This window comes from Nocardia ninae NBRC 108245 (assembly GCF_007990755.1).
Classification (GTDB): domain Bacteria; phylum Actinomycetota; class Actinomycetes; order Mycobacteriales; family Mycobacteriaceae; genus Nocardia; species Nocardia ninae.
The window spans coordinates 49,122-71,564 of sequence record NZ_BJXA01000002.1 but is presented as its reverse complement, the minus strand read 5'-3'; the positions used below and the strand labels follow the sequence as shown (position 1 = coordinate 71,564).

Annotated in this window: 12 protein-coding genes; 8 read left to right on the top strand and 4 right to left on the bottom strand. The window is 65.5% G+C overall.

From position 1 onward, the window contains the following. The first annotated feature begins 11 nt into the window (after nucleotides 1–11). A complete protein-coding gene (gene rph / locus NN4_RS02390) occupies nucleotides 12–2,600 on the top strand; it encodes a rifamycin-inactivating phosphotransferase (protein WP_147128280.1) in 2,589 nt (862 codons plus the stop codon). Nucleotides 2,601–2,703: 103 nt separating this feature from the next. Here rph and NN4_RS02385 read toward each other — a convergent pair whose 3' ends face one another. From NN4_RS02385 to NN4_RS02370, 4 genes are all read right to left on the bottom strand, one after another. Next, entirely contained in the window at nucleotides 2,704–5,982 is a 3,279-nt protein-coding gene (locus NN4_RS02385; protein ID WP_147128279.1) for an MMPL family transporter, read from the bottom strand. A gap of 668 nt (nucleotides 5,983–6,650) precedes the next feature. Further along, nucleotides 6,651–7,232: a hypothetical protein gene (locus tag NN4_RS02380; protein ID WP_147128278.1), complete on the bottom strand. Its 582-nt coding sequence runs from the start codon at nucleotides 7,230–7,232 to the stop codon at nucleotides 6,651–6,653. A gap of 132 nt (nucleotides 7,233–7,364) precedes the next feature. Beyond that, entirely contained in the window at nucleotides 7,365–7,769 is a 405-nt protein-coding gene (locus NN4_RS02375; RefSeq protein ID WP_222594947.1) for a hypothetical protein, read from the bottom strand. 207 nt (nucleotides 7,770–7,976) lie between these two features. Continuing rightward, complete coding sequence (locus NN4_RS02370) at nucleotides 7,977–8,537, bottom strand: hypothetical protein (RefSeq protein WP_147128276.1); 561 nt, start codon at nucleotides 8,535–8,537, stop codon at nucleotides 7,977–7,979. Nucleotides 8,538–8,764: 227 nt separating this feature from the next. On the opposite strand from NN4_RS02370, the gene NN4_RS02365 reads away from it, so the two are divergent. The 7 genes from NN4_RS02365 to NN4_RS02335 all read left to right on the top strand — a co-directional run bounded on the left by NN4_RS02365 (nucleotide 8,765) and on the right by NN4_RS02335 (nucleotide 22,435). After that, nucleotides 8,765–9,694 carry a hypothetical protein gene (locus tag NN4_RS02365; RefSeq protein ID WP_222594946.1) on the top strand — a complete coding sequence of 310 codons (930 nt, stop codon included), beginning with the start codon at nucleotides 8,765–8,767 and terminating at the stop codon, nucleotides 9,692–9,694. A 452-nt stretch (nucleotides 9,695–10,146) separates the two neighbouring features. Continuing rightward, complete coding sequence (locus tag NN4_RS02360; RefSeq protein ID WP_186818221.1) at nucleotides 10,147–11,106, top strand: M23 family metallopeptidase; 960 nt, start codon at nucleotides 10,147–10,149, stop codon at nucleotides 11,104–11,106. Nucleotides 11,107–11,324: 218 nt separating this feature from the next. Continuing rightward, complete coding sequence (locus NN4_RS02355; protein ID WP_147128274.1) at nucleotides 11,325–13,277, top strand: GMC family oxidoreductase; 1,953 nt, start codon at nucleotides 11,325–11,327, stop codon at nucleotides 13,275–13,277. Nucleotides 13,278–13,497: 220 nt separating this feature from the next. Then, the gene (locus tag NN4_RS02350) at nucleotides 13,498–13,884 is read left to right on the top strand and encodes an SseB family protein (RefSeq protein WP_147128273.1); all 387 of its coding nucleotides are present in this window, start codon (nucleotides 13,498–13,500) and stop codon (nucleotides 13,882–13,884) included. Nucleotides 13,885–13,905: 21 nt separating this feature from the next. Further along, entirely contained in the window at nucleotides 13,906–14,526 is a 621-nt protein-coding gene (locus tag NN4_RS02345) for a type VII secretion target (protein ID WP_147128272.1), read from the top strand. 2 nt (nucleotides 14,527–14,528) lie between these two features. Beyond that, nucleotides 14,529–22,025 (top strand): putative T7SS-secreted protein, encoded by a 7,497-nt coding sequence (locus NN4_RS46535; protein ID WP_147128271.1) that lies wholly within the window; start codon nucleotides 14,529–14,531, stop codon nucleotides 22,023–22,025. Then, nucleotides 22,022–22,435 (top strand): hypothetical protein, encoded by a 414-nt coding sequence (locus tag NN4_RS02335; protein WP_147128270.1) that lies wholly within the window; start codon nucleotides 22,022–22,024, stop codon nucleotides 22,433–22,435. Before NN4_RS46535 ends, NN4_RS02335 begins: the two co-directional genes overlap by 4 nt. The last annotated feature ends 8 nt before the right edge of the window (nucleotides 22,436–22,443 follow it).

Sequence of the window (22,443 nt, the reverse complement as noted above, 5' to 3'; positions counted from 1 at the left end):
GGAGTAGCGGAATGGCCTACGTGCTCGGCTTCGGGGAGATCGACCGGACACAGACCGCGATCGTCGGCGGCAAGGGTGCGAACCTCGGTGAGCTCACGCGGATCGACGGCGTCGAGGTGCCGGACGGCTTCTGCGTGTCCACGGACGCCTTCGCGCGGACCGTGGCGGGCGCCCCGTCGATCGCGGACCGGATAGATGAGCTGTCGCGCCTCGAACCGCACGATCAGGAAGCGATCCGCGTACTGAGCGCGCAGATCCGATGCGCGATCGAAGAACTCACCGTTCCCGAGGATGTCGCGGCAGAGATCATCGGCGCACACACCCGGCTCGGTGCGGAAGGCGCCTACGCCGTCCGTTCCAGCGCGACGGCCGAGGATCTGCCCACCGCGTCCTTCGCGGGCCAGCAGGACACCTATCTCAATATCGTGGGATCCGCTGCGATCCTCGAACATGTCAGCCGCTGCTGGGGCTCGCTGTTCACCGAGCGGGCAGTCACTTACCGTCTACGAAACGGTCTCGGCGACAGAGCAATTCGCATGGCGGTGGTCGTGCAACGGATGGTGTTCCCGCGCGCCGCGGGCATCCTGGTCACCGCCGACCCACTCACCTCCGACCGGACCGTCGTCTCCATCGATGCGGGCTTCGGCCTGGGCGAGGCCCTCGTGTCCGGCCTCGTCAACGCCGACGTCTATCAGGTTCGCAACAACACCATCAGCAGCAGCACGATCGCCACCAAGAAACTCGCTGTCGAGCCTGCTCCGACAGGCGGAACACAGGTGCGGGAGATCACCGAGGAACAGCGCAACGAACCGGTGCTCTCCGATGCCGAAGTGCTGCGGCTCGCACAGCTGGGCCGCCGCATCGAAGCACATTTCGGCAGCCCGCAGGACATCGAATGGTGTCTGGACGGCGCGGATATCCGCATCGTGCAGAGCAGGCCGATCACCACACTGTTCCCGATTCCGGTGGCCGCGGACGAAGAGAATCGCGTCTACGTATCGGTCGGCCACCAGCAGATGATGACCGATGCGATGAAGCCCCTTGGCATTTCACTGTGGCAGCTCACCAGCCGGGCGCCCATGCGCGACGCCGGCGGCCGGTTGTTCGTGGATGTCACCACAGCGCTGTCGTCCCCGACAACCAGCGCCGGCTTGGTCGCGGCACTCGGCGAGTCCGATCCACTGATCGCAGACGCGCTGCAAGCCGTGATCGACCATGACTTCGTTCGCCAAGTGCCGGAAGAAGATTCGGCCCAAGCACCGGCGCCCCAGGCCGCACCCTCGGCCATCGAGACCGATCCCGACATCGTCACCGAGCTGATCGCGGACAGTGAAGCCTCCCTCACCGCTCTGAAACAGGATATCCGGACCCAGTCCGGACCGGCGCTGCTCGACTTCATCCACGCCGATATCCAGGAGCTGCGCCGAGTCCTGTTCACACCGCGCGGTTTACAGGTGATCACCGCCGCGATGGATGCCTCAGAATGGCTCAACGACCGGCTGCGAGAATGGCTGGGCGAGAAGAACGCCGCCGACGCGCTCACCCAGTCGGTTCCCGGAAACGTGACATCGGAGATGGGCCTGGCACTGCTGGACGTCGCCGATGTCATCCGCCCGCATCCCGAAGTGGTGGCCTACCTGCAGCACGCGCAGGACGGCTTCCTCGACGAGCTGGCCGAATACCCCGGCGGCCGCGAGACACGAGCCGCGATCGAGAACTTTCTCGACAGGTACGGCATGCGTTGTGCCGGCGAGATCGACATCACCAGACCGCGGTGGCGCGAAAGCCCCGTCACCCTCGTGCCGACGATTCTCGGCAATATCAAGAACTTCGGGCCCGGTGCGGGCAGGCAACGCTTCGAGAAGGGATTGCGCGACGCCGCGCAGAAGAAGGAGCAACTCCTGAAACGCCTGCGCGCCTTGCCGGATGGCGCGCAGAAGGCGGCAGAGACCGAGCGGATGATCGACCGCGTCCGGACGTTCTCCGGGTATCGAGAGTATCCGAAGTACGGCATGATCAGCCGCTACTTCGTCTACAAGCAGGCCCTATTGCGTGAGGCCGAACGTCTGGTGGCGGCCGGTGTTCTTCGTGCGCCCGATGACATCTTCTACCTGAGATTCGATGAGCTCCGCGAGGTGGTAAGCAGCCAGCGCGCGAGTGCTGAACTCATCGACCAGCGCAAAGACGAGTTCCGCGCGTTTCAGGCGCTCACGCCGCCACGCGTGCTGACCTCCGACGGTGCGGCCCTCACCGGCGCGTATCGGCGCGCGGACCTGCCATCAGGTGCCCTGCCCGGTATGGCGGTGTCCGCCGGGACGATCGAGGGACGCGCCCGCGTCCTGACCGACATCGCGCAGGCCGATCTCGCAGCGGGCGACATCCTGGTCACCGCCTACACCGATCCGAGTTGGACCCCGCTGTTCGTCGCCATCAAAGGGCTGGTGACCGAAGTCGGCGGACTGATGACGCACGGCGCGGTGATCGCCCGCGAGTACGGCCTGCCCGCCGTCGTCGGCGTGGAGCATGCCACCGAGCTGATCCGCGACGGGCAGCGCATCCGCGTGAACGGCACGGACGGATACGTCGAGATCTTGTCGTAGCGGGACGTAGGCTCCTGACCTCAACCAGCCTGATGTCCGCCGGCCGGCACGGTACCGGCCTGCGGGGTACGCAATCCGGCGTCCTGCGCGAAAAGTGCCGGGGTCACAGCTGATTCACGTACTCGTCGACGTCGAAACCCAGCCGGACATCGTGGTCGACTCGGCTGCCGGTGATGGTCACCCGGCCGGTCACCAGCGGATAACCCCGAGTCAGCACGGTGTATTCACCCTCGGGCAGGTCGGTCACCGCGTACCGGCCGTTCTCGTCGGTATGGGCGGTGCCGACGGCCGTACCGGACCAGTCGAGCACGGTGACCCGGGCGTCGCACACCGCCCGGTCGCCGGCCCGCACCGTTCCCCACAGCATCGCCATCGGCGCCAACTCGACGTCGAAGCGCAACCGGCCACTGTCCGGCACGGTCAATGTCGTTGCGGTGGGCCGCATCCGGGCGGCCACCGCCACCAGCGTGTAGGTTCCCGCCAGCACGCCCTTACAGGCGTAAGCGCCGTCCGCGGCTGTCTTGGCACATCCGACCACCTCGCCGGCCAGGTCGGTCACGGTGACCGTGGCATCCGACACCGGCTCGCGCGCGGCGGTGCGCACCACACCCGACAACTCGCCGGCCCCTTGCAACGTGACGTCGACGTGCTGCGCAGCCCAGCCCGAGGCGGTGACGTTCACCGCGGCCGGTTGATGCCCGTTAGCCGAGACGATCAGGACGTAGCTGCCCGGGGTGGGCGGTTCGATGTGGTAATTACCGTGGCTGTCGCCGGTACTGCGCGAAACCTGTTGTCCGCGTTGGTCGATCAGCGTCAAGGCCGCGTCCGGCACCGGGTGCCCATCGTCACGGCGAATGCAGCCGCCGATCGTCCGGCGGCTTGTCGAGGCGACGAACTTTTCGGTCGCGATGCTCGACATCCGTTGCGCTCCAATATTGTTCGTCGCTTCATGCACAGCTGTGGTCGGCTCCGGTTCGGCGGTGGCCGGGGCGGCAGGTTCCCAGATCTCCTCCCCGACCCGCACCGACTCCACCTGCTCGGAGTCCGCAGCGACAATCGGTCCGAACACCGACTCGCGCCGGGGTTCCGGTTCGGGCTCGGTGCGAGCGGAGCGCAGTTCGCGCAGCTTCGCCCCCTCCACATCGATGTCCGGCAGCAGGCGGTCGAGCCACCGCGGCATCCACCAGGACGCCTTGCCCATGATCACCAGCAGCGCCGGGACCAGCACCATGCGCACCACAAAGGCGTCGATGGCGACACCGCAGGCCAAGGCGAAGCCCATGGACTTGGCGGTGGCGTCGGATTCCAGCAGGAACGAACCGAATACCGAGATCATGATGATCGCCGCCGAGGTGACCACCCGGGCTCCGTGATGGTAGCCGGAGATCATGGCGTACCTCGGCGACTGGCCCTGTACGTACTCCTCGCGCATGCGGGTCACCAGGAACACCTGGTAGTCCATCGCGAGCCCGAATACCAACCCGATCAACATGATCGGCAGGAAGCTGACGATCGGCTGCGGATCGGCGATCAGACCGAAAGCTCCCTCCTGGAAGATCAATACGGTCGCACCGAAGGTGGCCGCCATCGACAGCAGGAAACCCAGGGCCGCGGTGAGCGGAACCAGGATGGACCGGAACACCAGGATCAACAGTACGAAGGCCGCACCCGCCACGATCGCCAGGTAGGGGACGATCTTGCCGAGCAGGACGTGGTCCATATCGGCGTAAATCGCGGTAGTGCCGGTGATTCCGTACTCGATGCCGTACTGCTCGGTCAGTGCGCCTTCGGCAGCGCGGGCGTCGCGCACCAGATCCTTGGTGTCCTGATTGTTCGGACCGGATTTCGGGACACCGCTGAGCATTACACCGAGCTTGTTCGCACTGAACTGCGGCGTGGTGACGTAATCCATCGCCGGGAACTCGGCCAGCCGGTCGCGCAGCGCGGTGACCGCGGTTGCCCGCGCGCTTTCCGGCACGTTTTCCAGGTCGGCGGCCACGGTCAGGACGCCGTTGCTGCCTTCGCCGAAGCCCTGCGTCCGGATGTCGTAGGCCTGGCGGACCGTGGATTCGGGCGGGAAACTGTCCTCACCCGGCAGACCCAACTGCAACCCGAGCGCCGGTATGGACAGTGCGGCCAAGGCGGCCACGGCGATGGTCAGCGCGATCCATGGCCGCCTACCGATCAGCCGGCCCACCCGCATGCCGTTGGTGACGGAGGTGTCGTCCTCCGGGTCGTGCCGGGCGACCAGCGGGAGCTTCGGCTTGAACAGGAAGCGGCCGAAGGCGCCGAGCAGCGCTGGCATCAGGGTGATGGCGGTGAGCACGGCAAACAAGGCTGCGATGGCGCCACCCAGGCCCATGAAGGTCAGGAAGTTCACCCCGACGATACTCAGCGCACCCAGGGCGACGATCACCGTGAGACCGGCGAACACCACCGCGGACCCGGCGGTGCCGACCGAAATGCCCGCCGCCTCTTCGGGATTGGCCGAGACCCGCAGTTCGTGCTTGTAGCGCGAGACGATGAACAGTGCGTAGTCGATGCTCAGCGCGATACCGATCATCGATGCCAGGAACGTCGTGAAGCTCGGGACCTCGATGAGCGAGGTGCTCAGCGAGATCAGCAACATGGCGGCGCCCAGGCCGACGACCGCGGTGATGATCGGCACGAACGCGGCCACGATGGCGCCGAAGGCGATCACCATGACGACCAGCGCCACACCCATGCCGATCATCTCGGCCTGGCCGCTGGGCTGCTCCTGCTGCTGCTCGATGGCTCCGCCGAGCTCGACGATCAGGCCCTGCTCGCGGGCCGGGTTCGCCACATCGTAAGCGGCGCTGCGTTCTTCATCGGTGATGTCCATCGACGACGCGATGTCGAACTGCACCGACAGCACAGCGACAGTGGCCGGTGCGTCCGCGCTCAGCACATTGAGTGGGGCGCCTGCGCACACGGCCGGGTCGGCGCTTTTCAGGCAGCCCATCGCCTCGGTCGCGGCGACCGGATTCTTGAGCGCCGCAGCGTCTTTCTCGGCGACAAGTTCATGGTCCGCTACCGACAGCGCCTTCAACTCGGTAATCAGCCCATCGATGGCGGCACTGTTCTTCTTGTCCGTCAGCTTGGTACCGTCGGGCGCCTTGATGACGTAGGTACCGCTGACGGCGTCGATGCTGAACTGATCGGACATGCCCGGGAACTGCTTGTCCAAGATCTGCGTGGCGCGTTCCGACGGCAGCGACGGCATGCTGAACTCGTCGCTCATCGATGTACTCAGCATTCCGCTGGCGGTGCCGAGCGCACCGAGCAGCACCAGCCACACCGGCAGAACGATCCACTTGCGGCGGAAGGCGAATTTGCCCCACCGATAGAGGTATACGGACACGAATGGGTTCTCCTAGAGGTACCGGGTAGTGCTGAGTTCAGGGCCCGTACAGCACCTTCGCGGCCCGCTGTGCATGCGAACGACTCCCCCGACGCCCGCTATCAACCTCTTGCAGACACAGCCGTAAACGGAGGAGCAACCTCAAGTTCCGAGAGCTTAACGCACAATCAATCAACACTGCCCGCGGCTGGACCGGACTCGCCGCCCGAGTCCACTACCTCGCGACCCACAACCATCGACACGGCCGACCCGGCAAGATCCGCCTGCGACCCAGCCCACCGCTGGCAGCCACCATCGGCGATGTTGTACCAGATCCAGCGACGTTGCATTCGGCTTTTCGGCGAATTCACTCGCATTCCCCCGCGAGTCACGCACCAAATGACGCGCCCCTTGCCGACGTTCGATACCTACACCAGGCGACCGCAGTCATACCGCCACCGCACCGTGCGATCGCGCGCCCACGGCACTGACTTTGTGTTGGTCGGTCGATCAGGGGGAATCGAGGATGGCATCGGCCGAGAGGCGAGTTACCTCAGTTCCCCCTGATCGCTTGTTCAGCCGCGCATCTCAGAGGCTGCAAGCGAAACGTGCACACGTGCCGAGGTCGGGTTGGTGGTCTGGGGTCGATCTCAACTCTCCCGAGTGAGGAGGACACGGCGGCCGTGCATTCACGACTTCCGCTGATTGCGGAACCAGTCGTCTACCAAACCGCAGGCTTGTTGTGGGGTCGGGTCCGTCTTGATCAGTGCGCTGATGCGCTGGGCTTCTGCGGTGGTGGGCAAGAAACCGACCAGGAGGGCGGGGAGGAAGAGGCGGCGGGCCAGTAGTTCTTGTGCTGATGTCATCTGCGGCCTGCGGACTACCGAGACGTTGACGCGGATCGCGTGTTCGTTGCGCGGTGGGACGCCTGGGCGGTCGGTTTCAATTGCGGCGTAACGGAATCCATGCGCGAGGTTGCAGGTGGAGCAGTTCATCGGGCCGCGGCTCAGGCGGCTGCCGCACTCGTCGCAGACGATACGGTCGAGTGCGGCGTCGATGATTCGCCAGTCGTGCCGGTCGGGCTCGGTGACTATCAGCTGGGCGACGTCGTGTTCGTCTTCGCCCTGCCACTGATCGAAGAAGTCATGCCACTCCTCCTCGATGATGTCGTCGACGAGGTGCCGGCATCGACGGCAGTCGGGGGCGCCGCCGTACTCGTATCCGCCGCACTCGTCGCATCGCAGCAGAGCGGCACCGACGGCGGGTCTCATATCGTCATCATTGCGCCCGTGCGATCATCGGCGCCACCGAATTGATCCAGAGGTCCCACTCCTGACCGGAGGGGCGGCGCCGGCACCGCAGACGCAAGTCCTGCGGTCGGCCCGCGACGACCTCGTCCGATCTCAGCTCTCGATGGGCTGGACCCAGCGGCGCAGGGCATCGATCGTGGTTTCCGGAGAAGTGTTGAAGCACAGCCGAATTCCAGGGACGATCTCGGTGACCACGTTCACCAGACGCTCGAACAGCAGGGTGTGCTCGGGTGCCATGCGTACTCCCGCACCGATCATGGCTACCCGGAACGAGCTACCCGCGGCACACTCGCGCAGCTTCGCCTCGGCGGCGTCGGGGTCCGCGGGCACCTGGCACGAAACGAGGTCGAATCCCGCTGCGCGGAGCGCGTTTTCGCCCGCCTCGATGCGGGCGGTGAGTGTCGCTTCGTCGAGACCGGGGTAGCGACTGTAGTCGATGGCGCTGGGCGCCAAGCCGATCGACAGCACGGTGGCGTTGCGCGAATCCCGTAGTTCCACTGGGTACTCCTCCAACTTGTTCGCGGACATGAACAGCGTTAGGCACAGGTCCGACGGAGCGAGGACGAGCGCTGCGGGCTCACCACGAGGCTGTTCCATTCCTACCGAAGAATCCGCCGACGTGCCCGCTACGGCTCTGGCCGGGAAGAACTACGCGAGTGGATGTATCGCCGATGACAACGCCTCGCCCATCGGCTACGGCCAGGTTCAGTGGGTGGGCCGCTGATCCCGCAGATCCATGACGATCACCCGGTCGTCCCGTGCGTGCAGCAGGTCTGCGGCAGCGGGCAGCACTGTCGTCGCAGGAAAATAGTCGTGGTCGAGCTCGCACGTGATTCGAGTGCCGAATCTCTCGGTCGGCTGCTGTTCGCGTGGGGGTTCGACGGGCGTTGTCCCCGCAAACTCCTGCAGCCAGTGTCGATCCGCGGTTCGGATCTCGATCCAGGTTCGTGCGCTGACCGCAAGCAACGCGCCGAGTGCCCATCGATTGAATGGCAACCCGTACTCGTCGAGCTTGCTCATCTCGTTGACAACGTTGTCCGTGACGGTGAACCGGTGGTCCGACTCGATGACCACGTCAACCTGCAGGGCCGCTTGATCCGGCAGCGATAGCGTATCCGCCACCACCGCATCGACCACCGCGCCGGCCAACCGGGGATTCTCACGGCGGCAGCGCCCGAAGTACATTTCAGGCCGGGCTCTAATCATCTCACCGAACGGACGCACAACAATTCGCACGTTCGAGTAGTCCTTCGGCTGCACTCCCACGACCACTATCTTTCCAGACAACGCCGCGCTCCTGGCGCCAGCGCGCTCCACGGGCACAGGCGATTCTTACCCAATCCGGATTCCTTCAGCTCGCTCCGCGTCGACGGTCCGTGGGTCTCTTGCCTGGCACGGACCACTCGTTCCAGCCCCATCCGAATGATCTTGTGGTGCATAGTGGTCCGGTACATCGGCAGAGACTTGCGGGCTGGCGAGACAGGGAGCACCTGATGGCTGACGGACAACCCACAGCAGGGACCGCGAACCATCGCACGGAGGCGCACCCTTCCGCGCAGCAGAACATGACTCCCTTCGACAACATCTACGACCAGCCCGACCCGCGAGCCTACTTTCGAGTACTGGGCGAGTTCGATTACCAGACCCCGCAGCACGCCCAACGGATTTTTCGCCGCCTGGTCGATACTTACCCGGCGACCACCGGCAGCTCCGGACCGATCACGGTGCTCGATATCTGCTGCTCATACGGAATCAATGCCGCTCTGCTCAACCACGACCTGACACTGAACGACCTGTACGCCCATTACGTCTCGCCTGCGGTGGCCACGCTGACGACCGCACAGCTGATCGAATACGACCGTGCCTTCTACGCGGCCCATCGACGCCCGGACCCGATCCCGGTCATCGGACTCGATGCGGCCCGCAACGCGATCGACTACGCCACCGCCGTAGGCCTGCTGGATGCGGGCTTTGCTGAAAACCTCGAGACCGCGCCACCCAGCCAGGATTTTCGCCGCGCCGCGCGGCACGCCCGCCTGATCACCATCACCGGCGGAGCCAGTTTTCTATCGCCCCGCACATTCCAAGCGATTCTCACCGGCACCGACGCACCGGCATGGGTTGCCGCGTTTGTCCTGCGGACCGGGTCTTACCAGCCGATCGCCGACGGATTGGCTCGCCATGGACTCATCACCGAAACAGCTGCTTCGACCTTTCCCCAGCGCCGCTTCACCAGCACCGAAGAGCAGCAGTACGCCATCGAGGAGGTAACCGCGCTGGGAGCAGAACCCCGAGGCAAGGAAACAGCAGGGTATTTCCACACCGCCCTGCACCTCTCACGTCCCGCAGCCGACATCGCGGCACGCCCCCTGAGCGTCCTGCGTCCGCCGACTCGACCGCTCAGGCCGCAGCGCGGCGGGTGATGCCGGGCGCGTCAGCTCCGGCCAGCGGTGGCCAGGCGGCAGCGCAGTGCCACGCGTCCGGATCGTTGGTCGTCAGGCTGGTGCATTCGTTCGGTAACAGCACCCCTGTCGGGTTGGGCGTCATACCGGTGCCGGAACATGCGAAATTTCGCTTCAGCGCGAAACGCGCGCGGCCACAGACACAAACGAATGGCTACACGCCGCAGCACAGTCACTGAAACGTGCGCGAATCCTATAGGCAGTCTAGCTGTTTCGGAATACTCCCCACTTCCATTGGGGAGCTTCGAACGCGTACCGGAGATTTACAGTGAGGTATGTCCCCGACCGGGCATGTTCGCCCGAGCACAGGGCTTACGCGACGACCACACAAGCAGCTCGAATACGCGAATTGCAGGTCGGCACAACATCATTCCCACACTGCACGAAGCACCCTCCAGAAAGCCTACAAGACAATGGAATTCAACAAACGCAGATCCACCAGGCGGCTTACCCGCAGCATAATTCTGACACTGACCATCGCGATGGCGATGTTCCTACCGCTGACCACCGCCCAGGTCACCGCCGCACCACCGGGATTGGACGAAGCAGTCACCGCCACCGTGCTCGAGCAGAAGAAGTCCGATCGCGCGCGTACACCGGCACCGGTGATCGACCACATGCGCGAGCAGGGCAACTGGGCCTTCGGCGCCGCGACGATCCCTGTCGGAAACGCCGACGAGGCACCGATCTCCTCGTTGTATGTCGCCGAACGCAGCGGCGACAAATGGAAGGTGGCGCTGGAAGGGACCGCCGAGTTCGGCAGCATGGTCCAGCGCGCGCCCGAATCCGTCGTGAGCAGTGGCGAAAAGAGGGCCTTCACCGCGCCGCAGACCCGAGGCATCAACATCGGGATGGCGTTGCCCTGGCGGCAGGGCGACAGCTGGTACATGGGCGGCGGACCGCACGGCTACAGCGGTAACAGCCGCCCCTTCAACTCGATCGACTTCAACGGCGGTGACGGACGGGTACTGGCCCCGCGCGCAGGCCGGGTCTACAAGACCTGTGTGCGCGCCAACAGCGCGGAAGTCAAACTCGTGCACGACAACGGCTACACCACCACCTACTACCACATGACGAACCTGATCAACGCCCAGGACGGTACCCAGATCGCGGCAGGCACCTACCTCGGCAGGATCGGCACCCAGCTACCGTGTGGCGGTAGTGCCAGCGGCGCGCATGTGCACATGTCGCTGTACAACACCAACGGTGGCGCGGTCGCGGTGAACGGCAAAACCCTTGGCGGCTGGACCTTCTACGAAGGCAGCAGGGCCTACGCCGGTTATGCCGAACGCAACGGCGTCCGGGTGAACACCGGCGGCCGGCTCACCAACTACGGCGCCGACGCCTCCTCCGCCGCAGGCTCCGTCCGCTGACCGAGCCGAGATGACCGAGGCGTGGCGCCTTCGGCCCCACGCCTCGGTTTTCTGCGTCAACCACCGTCCTCGCGATCTCGGATCGACTCGAGTCCGGCCCAGCAAGTGAATTGTCATTCCACCCTCGCAACGCCTCCACCTGCATCTTCATCCCAACCAGTGCGCCGAGTCGGGTCGACATGATTAACTCGACCGCCACTGGAAAAGGGGAGTTTCACATGGAGCCTACGGCCGCGCAGCGGGCAGCGCTGAGCATGATCTGCGATACCTTCGTTCCCGGCGACGGATTGACCTTGCCACCGGCGAGCGAGCTCGGCGCGGTCGACACCGTCTTCCGGTTGTTGAGCCGCAGCCCGCGGGAGGCCGATCGCAAGCAGCTGGCAATGCTGTTGGGGTGGTGGGATTCTCGTCTCACCGGGTTGCTCCTCGGTGCGGGCCCGCGCCGGTTCTCCACGCTGTCACAATCGGGGCGGGAGCGGGCGCTGCTGCGCCTCGGCGATTCACGGTTGGCGCCCGTGCGCGCGATCTTCCAAGCGCTGAAGCAGGCGGCGCTGTTGTCCTACAACGTGACTCCCGGCCCCACCGGCACAAACCCACTATGGAAAGAGATCGGCTACCCGGCACCGACCGGCCCGCTCAGCACCGCACCACAGCCGACACTGGCACCGACAAGGCATGCCGAGAACACCACGCTCACCTGCGATGTCGTGATCGTCGGCTCGGGCGCGGGCGGCGGCACCGCGGCGGCCGTGCTTGCCGAAGCCGGTCTCGACGTGATCGTGCTCGAACGCGGAAACTACTACGACGACAAGGATTTCGGCGCGGGCGAACTCGCCGCCCTGGAACAGCTCTACGCCCCCGGCGCCAGTTCATCCGAGGGACAGATCACCCTGGTCGCCGGAGCCTGCCTGGGCGGCGGCACCGTGGTCAACTGGAGCACCTCACTGCCCACCCCCGATGACGTCCGCGCGGAATGGGCCGAACTGGGTGCAACACAGTTCGCCGAGGCTGAGTTCGGCGAAGCCCTCGCCGCGGTGAGCCGCAGACTCGCCGTCACCGACACCCGCTCGCCGCTGTCGGCCCGCGACGCCGTCCTGGAGCGCGGAGCGCACGGACTCGGCTGGGAAGTAGACGCGTTGCCGCGCAACGTCTCCGAGGCTTGCGATGCCGGAACCGAATGCGGCAGCTGTGGTTACGGCTGCCGTCTCGGCGCCAAGCAGTCGGCTACCAAGACCTGGCTCGCCGATGCGGCCACGGCAGGCGCTCGACTGGTCATCGACGCGAACGTCCGTCGCATCGAGGTGAAAAATGGTCGTGCCGAAAGCGTTTCGGCAATCACCCAATCCGGGGCTCAGATCGAGGTGCGAGCCCGCGCCGTCGTGGTCGCGGCGGGCGCGGTGCAGACTCCCGCGCTGCTGCGCCGATCCGGTCTGCGCAACGAGAACATCGGCCGCCACCTGCGCCTGCATCCGGCCGCCGCGGTGTTCGGCGTCTTCGACGAGGAGCTGCGCGGCTGGGAGGGCGCGCTACAGGGACGCATCTGCCGTCAGCACGCGGATCTCGACGGCAACGGCTACGGCGTCATCTACGAGACGGGTCCGGTCCATCCCGGCCTGGCCATCGGCTTCATGGGCTGGCGCGGCGCGGACGCGCACCGCGGCACGCTGCTCGACTTCGCCCGCACCACCCCGATCGGCGTCATCACTCGCGACCGCGACTCGGGCACCGTCACCGTCGACAAATCCGGCGAACCGATCGTCAACTACCGCCTCTCGGCCTACGACGCCGCCCACCTGCACACCGGAATCGAAGGCGCCGCAAGCATTCTGGAGACAGCTGGCGCACGCCGCATCTTCTCCGGCCATCAAACCGGCGTGGCATACGAACCAGGCCGCCGCGGCTCGCACGCCGAGTTCGCCGCCTCCTGCCGCGACGCGGGCTACGGACCGGGGCAGTGCGCGATGGGCGCCCTGCACATCATGGGCTCGGCCCGCATGGGCGGCTCGCCGCAGCTCTCGGCCACCGATCCCGACGGCGCCACCTGGGAGGTCGCCAATATCGTCGTCGCCGACGGCTCCTGCTTCCCCACCGCCTCCGGCGTCAACCCGATGATCTCGATCGAGGCGATCGCCTACATGAACGCGAAGCGGCTGGCAGCACAGTTGACCTGAGCGGAAAAAGGGACTCTGTGCCCCCAGTTCCATTGGCATCAGCCAATGCCCGAAAATTGCCACATCCTGTCAACACGTATTGCGTCCCAGCTCAGACCGGCTGCACCACGGAAACTGCGAGTGCAATAGCAAACACCTGGTGCATCCGGTGCACTGGCGGGCATGCTTACACTCTGATGAGCTCGTTCAGCGGACAGTGCACACAGGGAAGGTTCGGGGGATGTCCGATACCGACGGCCGGGATACTCTGCGCAGTGAAATCCACGCGTTCTATGCCGGTTTCGGTCAGCCTGAAGCCTTGCAGGCCGCATTTCGCCAGGCGGCGCTGTTCGTGCCGGTGACCGACGAGGAGCGCGTCACCATTTCACACCTGGGCGGCATCGATTGGCTGTGTGCATTCACCAGCATCGAGGAGTACGCCCGATTCATGATGACGCGCGGCTACCTGACCGAGGGCGGCATCGAGGCCGAGCGCGAGTATCGATATCACACGCTGTCGGGCTGGCGACTCCTCGACTACGCCGAGTCGAGAGACCAGCCCACGGGCGTCGCGGTCGACATCATCGGGTCGACCCCCATGGCATTTCCGCCTGAAGTAACCGAGTAACAACCGAATCGAGGGGGCATCGTGACGCAGCAGGTAAAGCTCGACCCTGCGGTATTGCAGCAAGCCGCTAAAGGGATCCAAGCGACCATCGGTGAGCTGTCGGGCATGGGCATCGGTGAAACCGGCAACATGGGGCGCGGGTTCTCGCTGCTGACCCTGTCGACGATGGAGGCGGGCAAGCACACGGTCCAGAAGACGTTCGAGGAGTTCACCGAACGGTGGTCCTGGGGCGTGCGAGCACTGGTGCAGGCAGGCAACTCGATCGCCAAGACGCTGGGTTTGGCGGCCGGTCGGTATCACGAGATGGACGCCAAAGCCGAGGGCATGCTGAAGAAGATGTGGACGCACCTGGCGGGCAACCCGCACCTGACCGATGAACAAATCACCAAGCGCTCGTGGGGAGATACGTTCGCCGACAACTCCTTCAACCATATTCGCAACGCGGACTACAGCATGCAGTCGTTCGAGAAAGCGAACAAGACGATCCAGACGAACTTCAAGGTGATCGAAGCGGTCGGCCCGCAGGCCTTCGCGAACATTTCCCCCGTCACCGGCAGCTTGCTCACCGGTCAGACACCCGGCTGGAACACCGGTGCGTCGGAGCAGGCCGCGAAAATCATGAAGGATGCAGAGGGCAAGTAGCTTTGGGACTCTGGGATGTCGTCAACGATATCGGCGATGCGATCGAGAAGGGTGTCGAAAAAGTTGTCGAAGGCGCCGGTCAGGTCATCGACGACGGTTTGGACGTCCTGTCCGATGGCGCGAAATATGTCGGCCTGGACGGTCTCGCCGAAGGATTGGACGACCTCGGCGACAATATCGCCTCGGGCACCGGCGGCGCCGTCGACGAGGAAGAACTCGGCGAGACCGAGGATCCCAAAGAGCTCGTCCGCGGCGAGCCGTCCGAAATCAGTTCCACCGCAGAGACATTGCAGAAGATGGCCACCGCCATCGAATCCACCGGCCAGGCGCTCAAACAGATCGACGCCGCCGATTGGTCCGGCCAAGGCGCGGACGCGTTCAACGCGATCTACGACAAGCAGCCGAAACTGTGGTTCGACGCCGCCGACTCGTTCACCTCGGCGGCCAAGGCCATGGAGGCCTGGCACAACGAGGTGAAAACCGCGCAGGACAAAGCGGCCGACGCCATCGATAAGTGGAAGGCCGCCGACGCGGAGGAACGCAGGCAGAAGAACTGGTGGAACTCGCTCACCGGGGAACAGCAGGCGCAGACCACGCTGGTCGATACCTGGACCAGTATGCGCAACGACGCGCGAGAGATATTGCGCGGCGCGCGAACTCAGCGCGACAACGGTGCCTCCATCGCGGTGAGCGCCTTCGCCGCCGCTACCGACAAGGCGCCCAAGGAACCACCGTTCACCGACCGCTGGATCGCCAATATCTCGGATATGGGCGGGGTGCTCGAACACGGGGCGTTGAACTTCACCTCCGGCCTACTCACGAGTCTCACCGGGCTCGTGCAGTTCGTGCGCCAAGTCAATCCGACCGACATCTACAACCTGACCCATCCGGCCGAGTACGCGACCGGTCTGTCCAATCTCGGCACGGGATTGGTTGTCGCAGTGGCGGATCCGGGCGCGACGGTATCGGCGATACTGTCCGACGCCCGAAAGAATCCGTTCGAATTCCTCGGGGCATTGACCGGTGACGCGCTGCTCACCGCGGCCACCGGTGGTGGTGGCAGCGCCAAGGTCGCGCTCAGCGCGCTGCGGAAGGCGACGGATGCCGGTCGGCTCGCGCGCGGTGCCGACAATCTCGGCGACCTCGGGCGGCTGCCCAACACGCACACGCCGAACTCGACGTCCGCTCCTGATCCGGGAAGCCAGTTCGGGACGCCGTCGCATGCGTCGATGGACACCACCCAGCGGCCCGGCCCCGCTCAGGTCGACACCGGGCACAGTCCCGAGAACAACCCGGTCCAGGCGAGCAGTCGATCCGACTCCCCTGCCCCGCGGACCGAGAACACCGGCGGCAACAACTCGACGTCCGAACCGCCCAGCACGCAGCGCTCGGAGCCGTCGTCGTCCAGTCCGGCGAACAACTCCCCTGACCCGGCGCCCACCCGTCAGGCGGACCCGGCACCGACCCGGCAGGCAGACCCGGATCCGACGCCTGTCACGCACACCGACCCCACGCCGTCGCCGGCCTCGCATGCCGACCCCGCGCCGACCGCTCGCCCTGATCCCTCCCCGGAACCTGCGCCCACCCAACGCCCGGACACGGACACCGCACCGCCGCCGCGTGCGGATCCCGAGCCGTCACCCGCCACCCGGCCCGGGCCGGACCCGGATCCCGGACCGACGCGGATCGATCCTCGGCCCGAGGAGGTTCGGCCGGCTTCGACGGTGGACAACACTGCGCCGTCACCGCGCACCGAGGTCGATTCGACGCCGAGCCCACGCACCGAAGTCGACTCCACACCGAACCCACGCACCGAAGTCGACTCCACACCGAACCCACGCACCGAAGTCGACTCCACACCGAACCCACGCACCGAAGTCGACCCGACACCGTCTCCGCAAGCGAAGTCCGATGCGCCGTCGCCGGTTCGTACCGACGTAGACCACACGCCGGACACCCGACCCGACACAACGCCGACCACGTCCGCCGACCGACCACCTGCGGCACATGCTGATCCCGATGGGACATCGCCGGTTCGCACAGAACCGACACCGGACGCCCGCCCAGCCGCAACGCCGGATTCGAGTGCCACACCAACCCCCGGCCCCGCATGGCATCCGGGCGCGACACCCCATGCCGATAGCCCGACACCGCCATCGCGCACACAGTCGGACTCCCCCTCGGGAACGCGTCCGCAGTCCGATCCGGCACGTCCACACTCCGACGCCCCGGCCCGTCCCGAACCCGCCCCCCGTCCGCAGCCCGATCGGTCGCCCGCACCACGCGCGAACCCGGACCCCACGCCCGCAACGCGCCCCCATCCAGAAGCGCCGGTCGCACGGCCGCATCGCGATCCGGTACCCGCGGGCCGCGCCGATCCGCAGTCGTCACCCGCTGCCCGCTCGCAGCCCAATTCCCCATTGCACGCGCCACCGACTCCGGACCACACCCCGCCGCGCACCCATACCGACCCGCCGATGCGAACCGACCCGGACACACCACGGCGACCAACGGATCCCTCGGCCGACCACCGCGGTGACGGCCGACCAGACACCACCCATACCGATGAACCCGCCACCCACGATCGCGATCCCGAGCTCGCGCATTCCGGTGGTGCAGTTCGCCCCCGCGACGACTTCGCGGCCTTCGAATGGGCCGAGGACGCCTACGACCATTTCCGCAGGCAAGATCGCGACATCGACGACATCACCCAGGTTCTCGCCGATCAACCGCATGCCGACGGCTCGACCTTCACCCGCGCCGACATCGACCAGATCAAGCAACACCTGTTCCGTGAGGAACATCCCATCGTCGACTACGACGGCACCCTCGAGCACCGCAGGTTCGACGCCGATCCGGCGATCGCCGAGGCCTGGATCCGGCTGCGCTCCGGTCGCCCACTGCCTGCGGATATCGTATTGCTCAGGCACGAACTCGCCGAGTCCACCTACCTGCGTAACCATCCCGGATCGACCTATCAGGATGCACACGCGCACGCGAACACCAACCACAACTGGTCCAACGACATCCCGCCGCGAACGGGCGAACGCTACGACACACACTGGGGAGCGAACGATGGCACTACTGATCTACTACAACCAGATTCGCAACGACCCGAACGAGGTGGAGTACCAGTTCGGGGAGACGAGGGACACCCTCGACCGCACCCTGACAATCGACAAGACGAACCACACCGCCCAGACGGCCACTCCGGAGGACGGCATCTTCCGCACCGCGGCGGGCCAGATCATGATCCGAGCCAAACGCGAGAAAACCTGGCCCCCGAACGGAGTGATCGCCTCGTAGACCCGGCCCCGTCCTCCCACGCATCCCCGAATCACGCCGACGCGACGCATCCCGATTCGCCATCGCACCCGCGGTCCTCGCCAGACCCCATCCCACGTGCCGATACCGACCCGCCGATGCGAACCGACCCGGATGCACCGGGACGGCAGCGGGATACGGATCCGCCCTTCGGCCGAGGAGCGGACGGCGACACGAAACCGCCTACACCACACCATGATCCGGACCGGTCTCCCGATCGCAGCGACAGCAACAACCGTCCGCACGGGCCGGAGGACCCGTCGCGGGATCGTAACCCGGATCGCGATCGAGAACCGGATCGCGACCGCCAACCCGACCGCGACCGCCAGCCAGACCGCGACCGCCAACCCGACAACGACCGCCAACCGGACCACGAATCAGACAACGACCGCCAACCGGACCGCGACCGCGATCCCGACCCTGACCACCCCACGGCGCAGGATCGAGCCGACGCCGACCGCAATGCCCACGAGCACGCCCGCGACTCCGGCCCGGAATCCGACCGCACCCCGGAACAGAAGACCTGTTCCACCGACCCGGTCGACATCAGCACCGGCGAATTCCTGCTCCCCGAAACAGATCTCGACCTCCCCGGCGTCCTGCCGCTGACCCTGCAGCGGGCACACCATTCGAATTACCGGTTCGGTCGCTGGTTCAGCCCATCCTGGTCCAGCACGTTGGACGCCCGGATCGTCGTGGAGGAAGCAGGCGTCACCTTCATCGGCGAGAACGCGATGATGCTCGCCTACCCGCACGCCGAGGTCGGCGTCCCCGTGCACCCGCTCAACGAGGGTCAGCAATGGTCGTTGACCCGCACCGATGCCGGCGGCTACCGCGTGAGAGATCAACGGCGAGAGGTGATCTGGCACTTCGCCCCCGAACTCGGACTGGACGGCATCGAAGCCAAGTTCGGCAACTACGCGGTCTCCGCCATCACCGACCGACACCACAACCGCATCCGCTTCCACTACGACGCCGACGGCGTACCGACCGAGGTAACGCACTCCGGCGGATATCGCGTCCGGATCCACTCCGATCGTGCGCGTATCACCGGCCTCTCACTGATCACCGACGAACCAGACCTCGGCGAGTTCGCCACGCCGATAATGGAATTCATCTACGCAGACGCGGATCTGACCGCAGTGATCAACGCCGACGGAGCAGCAACCCGCTACACCTACGATGCCGAACACCGGATGACATCGTGGACCGACTCCAACGGCAACCAAATGGTCAACACCTACGACGAATCCGGCCGCGTCGTCTTCCAACGCGGCACCGCCGGAATCCTCAACTGCGACTACGACTACCTGCAACTCCCCGACGGCTCCGGCCGCCTCACCACCGTCACCGACTCCCTCGGCGCCACCACCTCCCACGGCTTCGACCGCGAACTACAACTACGCGACCTCATCGACCCGATCGGCGCCCGCACCCACATCGACTACAACGCCGACCGCAGGCCGCTGACCATCACCGAGCCCGACGGAGCAATCACCCGCTACGTGTACAACGACGCGGGTGACCGAACGGAAGTCATTCGCCCCGATGGCAATTCGACCGAGATCGAATACGTCTGGCGCCACCGGGCCAGCAAGATAACTTTCCCCGACGGTTCCGTCTCGCGCCGCGAATGGACGACCGACGGCGACCTCGCCGCGGTCATCGACCCCGCCGAAAACCGTACTGAGTTCACCTACCACCCCAACGGCGCACTGGCCAGCATCGTCGAATCCAACGGTGCCCGCACCACCATGCAGGTGGACGCAGCCGGTCTCCTGATACAAATCACCCAGCCCGACGGCGCGGTGACCCACATTCGACGTGACTCCGCAGGCCGACCGACCCACATCACCGATCCGCTCGGCGCAGTAACGCGGTATGACTGGTCGCCGACCGGAAACCTGCTCCGCAGAACCGATCCCGACGGTCACACCGAGTCGTGGACCTACGACGGCGAAGGCAACATCCGCACGCACACCGACCGCGCGGGTGGTGTCACCCAGCTGTCCTACGGCGAATTCGATCTCCTGCACTCCCGCATCGACCCCGACGGCTCGATCACCCGATACACCTGGGACTCCGAACGCCGCATCACCGCCGTGCACAATCCTATCGGGCAAAGCTGGACCTACGAATACGACAGTGCCGGAAGGATTATCGCCGAGACCGACTACGCCGGGGCGACAACCCGATACACCTACGACCGAGCCGGGCGAATCGGCGCGGTCACTCCGGCCACCGGCACAACTCGCCACCACCGCTACGACATACTCGGTCGAGTCACCGAGATCGCCGCCGATGACGAGTGGATCCGCTACACCTACGATCCGGCGGGGCGTGCCCTGTCCGCCGTCAACGGCATCGGAGCGGACCGTACGCACTCCCTCGAATTCGCCTACACCGCAGTCGGAAGCGTGGCATCCGAGCAGGTCGACACCCGGCAGCCGATGCTGTTCGAGCATGATCAGCGCGGCCACCGGATTCGCCGGACCACGCCCTCCGGCGCCGTGGCCACTTGGCACCACGATGTCGCCGGTCGCTTGGACCATCTCAGCGCCGACGACCACGACATCACCTTCGACTACGATCCGCTCGGCCGGCTTACCAGCTGGCGGGTCGGCGAACTGGCGGTGACCCGCGGTATCACCGCGCGGGGTCAGGTGACCCACCAAGAGGTGACCGCTTTCCCCGCCCGAGCCCTGTCTCTCGGCTCCGGCTTGTCCGCCCGGCCTGCCCCGCACCGACTCCGTCGCGACGAATTCACTTATCGCGCAGACGGTTACCTCACCACGCACACCATCGACCGCGCGCAGCAAGACCTCCTACAGCGCGACTACAGCCTCGACGCCGCTGGTCGCATCACCACCATCGCCACCAACGGCGCCCCCACCGAGCGCTACACCTACGATGCCCTCAGTAATATCACCAACTCGACCGTATCCAGCACCCCGCCGGCTTCGAAACCTGTTGGTTCGGCGACTCTCCCGGTCGACGACGGTCGCCGCGAATACCGCGACAACCTCCTCATCCGCGACGGCCGAACGCGCTACCACTACGATCCCGCGGGTCGGCTGATCCGCAAAACCACCGTCCGCCTCTCCCGCAAACCCGACGTGTGGCACTACCGCTACAACGCCTTCGGTGAGCTCGCCGATGTCTGGACTCCGGACAACCAGTGGTGGCACTACACCTACGACGCCCTCGGCCGCCGCACCACCAAACAGCACCTCGCCCACGACGGCACCGTCCTCGAGCGCACCGACTACCACTGGGACGGCATTCATCTCATCGAGCAGGCCACCAATACCAGCACCATTCGCTGGCAGTACCAGCCCGGCTCCCACACGCCGCTCACCCAGACCACCGATGAGGCCACGATCGACCGCGAGTTCTACGCGATCATCACCGATCTCGTCGGTACCCCGACCGAACTGATAGATCCCGGGACCGCCCAGCCCGCGGCCACCGCAAGCGCCGACCTCTGGGGCCGGACGAACTGGCGCGGGAAAACAAGCTCACCGCTACGGTTCCCAGGACAGATCCATGACCCCGAAACCGGGCTGCACTACAACATGTTCCGGTACTACAACCCGGACACCGGTCAGTACCTCACGCCCGACCCACTCGGCCTGTCCCCCGCGCCAAACCCCTACGCGTACAGCGTCAACCCGCTCCGGTTCATCGACCCGCTCGGTCTGACACCGAGAGCGTGCGAGCGGTTCGAGAACTTCCATAGACAGGTCACTCCAGGAGAGCTCGAACGTGCGCCTGCCCCATATCCAGGGGGCAACGAAGGGCACGCGTATTCGAAACACCGCGTCACCCCCCAGGTTCAAGCTTCCATCCTCAACAACCCGGATCGCATCTTCTCCGGGACTTACCATGGCGAGAATTACATTACTGGTCAGCCCTACACCCGCGAGGTCGACGTCTACTACCGGGAAGGTTCCCGAGACCCCAACAGGGGTTCCGTGGTAATCACCGAAGCGGGTAACAAGAACTCCGTCATCACGGCCTATGGTTTGATCGACAGGAGCGTCCCGAAGCCGAAGGGGGTCAAAGTGGATAACTGGGCCGACAACCCGCATTACGTAGAGATCCGCACCAATAACGGTGCCCACGAAGTGGTGTTTCCCAACCGGGAGAGCTGGGAAAGGAACGACTGGCAGTGACGGTAGACGATGGCCCAGACGACAACCCGGCAGTCCGGTGGCTGTCGGCGATCAACGCCCTCGCCGGCAGTCTCGCCACTCATCTCGGCCAGCAGGTGAACGTGGTCGACTCGGGCGAAATGGAGGATGCATTCTCCTGTCTCCTGCGAGGTCCTGAGCCGTCCAGTCCATCCTTCCAGGTCACCTGGGAGGGAGTGCTCGGTATGCAGTACACCGACGGACAGCCGCGCGTCAGCGTCTCGCTGTTCCTGTACAGCCGAGGTCGCCGCCTGCGGCTCGACGACCAGCCAGGCAGTTATCTGGAAATCGTCTACGAAGGTCCGCTGGACGGCTCGGGGACCTGGCGCGATCTGGGTTGGCTACGAGACGATTTCGGCGAGTTCGAAGCATACGACCATTACAGCGGCTGACCGCCAGC

Coding starts and splice junctions, on each gene's coding strand:
- NN4_RS02355 (WP_147128274.1), top strand. CDS start 11,325: ATGGAGCCTACGGCCGCGCAGCGGGCAGCGCTGAGCATGATCTGCGAT.
- NN4_RS02360 (WP_186818221.1), top strand. CDS start 10,147: ATGGAATTCAACAAACGCAGATCCACCAGGCGGCTTACCCGCAGCATA.
- rph (WP_147128280.1), top strand. CDS start 12: ATGGCCTACGTGCTCGGCTTCGGGGAGATCGACCGGACACAGACCGCG.
- NN4_RS02350 (WP_147128273.1), top strand. CDS start 13,498: ATGTCCGATACCGACGGCCGGGATACTCTGCGCAGTGAAATCCACGCG.
- NN4_RS02365 (WP_222594946.1), top strand. CDS start 8,765: ATGGCTGACGGACAACCCACAGCAGGGACCGCGAACCATCGCACGGAG.
- NN4_RS02380 (WP_147128278.1), bottom strand. CDS start 7,232: ATGAGACCCGCCGTCGGTGCCGCTCTGCTGCGATGCGACGAGTGCGGC.